The following is a 1,114-nucleotide window of genomic DNA, read 5'->3' as shown; positions in this document are numbered from 1 at the left end:
CGTAATTGCCGACCGGAACGGATATGACGTATATTTATGCGGAGAGTATGCGCGCAATATTAAAGAAAGGAGTATTTATGACAAAGTTACTGCACGGAACGTGCGCTACCAGCGTTACGTGGGAAGTTGAGGACGGCAGGCTGCACAACGTGGTGTTTGCCGACGGCTGCAACGGCAACCTGAAGGGCATATCCCGCCTCGTCGAGGGGCTGACGCCGAAGGAAGTCGTCGAGAGACTCAAAGGCGTCCTGTGCGGCGACAAGGGCACCAGTTGCCCCGACCAATTCGCCCGAATCCTTGAACAGTCCGTGCGCGCATAGCGGTGGCCGAATACCGCATTGAAGGCGGCGTGCCGGTGCACGGTAGCATTCAGGCGAGCGGCAACAAAAACGCCGCGCTCCCCTGCATTGCGGCGGCGCTGCTCACCAGCGAGCCGGTAACGCTCAGGAATATCCCGAATATTGCGGATACCGCCGTGATGCTCGACGCCGTCCGCGCGCTGGGGGCGAAGGTCGAGCGACTCGGCGCGCACGACTGGCGCATAGAAGCGTCCGGCACGATACGCTCCGAGGTTCCGCGCGAGCTGGCGCAGCATATCCGCGCCTCCATTCTGTTCGCGGGACCGCTCCTCGCCCGCACGGGAGCCGCGCGCCTGCCCCCGCCCGGCGGCGACGTTATCGGGCGGCGCAGGCTGGACACGCATTTCCTCGCGCTGACAGAGCTGGGCGCGATCGCCGTTACGAACGGCACGCATTCCTTCCGCGCCGCGAAGCTGTGCGGCGCGGACATATTCCTCGACGAGGCGTCGGTTACGGCGACGGAAAACGCGCTTATGGCGGCGGCGCGCGCCGAAGGGCAGACGGTTCTGACCAACGCCGCGAGCGAGCCGCACGTGCAGGATTTGTGCTGCCTGCTGAACGAAATGGGCGCGGACATTAGCGGCATAGGCAGCAACGTTCTCCGAATCAACGGCGCGGCGGAACTGCACGGCGCGGACTTTGCCGTCGGCACCGACTATATGGAAATCGGCTCGTTCATCGGGCTTGCGGCGGCGACTCGCGGCTCAGCAACGATTTTCGGCGCAAACCCGCGGGATATGCGCCCGATACAGACG

At 63.8% G+C, this 1,114-nt stretch carries 2 protein-coding genes; both read left to right on the top strand.

Annotated elements, in window-relative coordinates; all coding sequences use genetic code 11:
* Positions 1 to 77: 77 nt before the first annotated feature.
* Positions 78 to 320 carry a TIGR03905 family TSCPD domain-containing protein gene (locus tag AWU74_RS05925; RefSeq protein WP_062328533.1) on the top strand — a complete coding sequence of 81 codons (243 nt, stop codon included), beginning with the start codon at positions 78 to 80 and terminating at the stop codon, positions 318 to 320.
* A gap of 2 nt (positions 321 to 322) precedes the next feature.
* Positions 323 to 1,114, top strand: a 792-nt coding sequence (locus tag AWU74_RS05920; RefSeq protein ID WP_162504913.1) for a UDP-N-acetylglucosamine 1-carboxyvinyltransferase, incomplete at its 3' end; no start/stop codon positions are given.

The sequence above is a fragment of the Treponema endosymbiont of Eucomonympha sp. genome, assembly GCF_001028545.1.
Note: the sequence above shows the minus strand (reverse complement) of the source record. Positions and strands in the feature narration are given on the sequence as shown.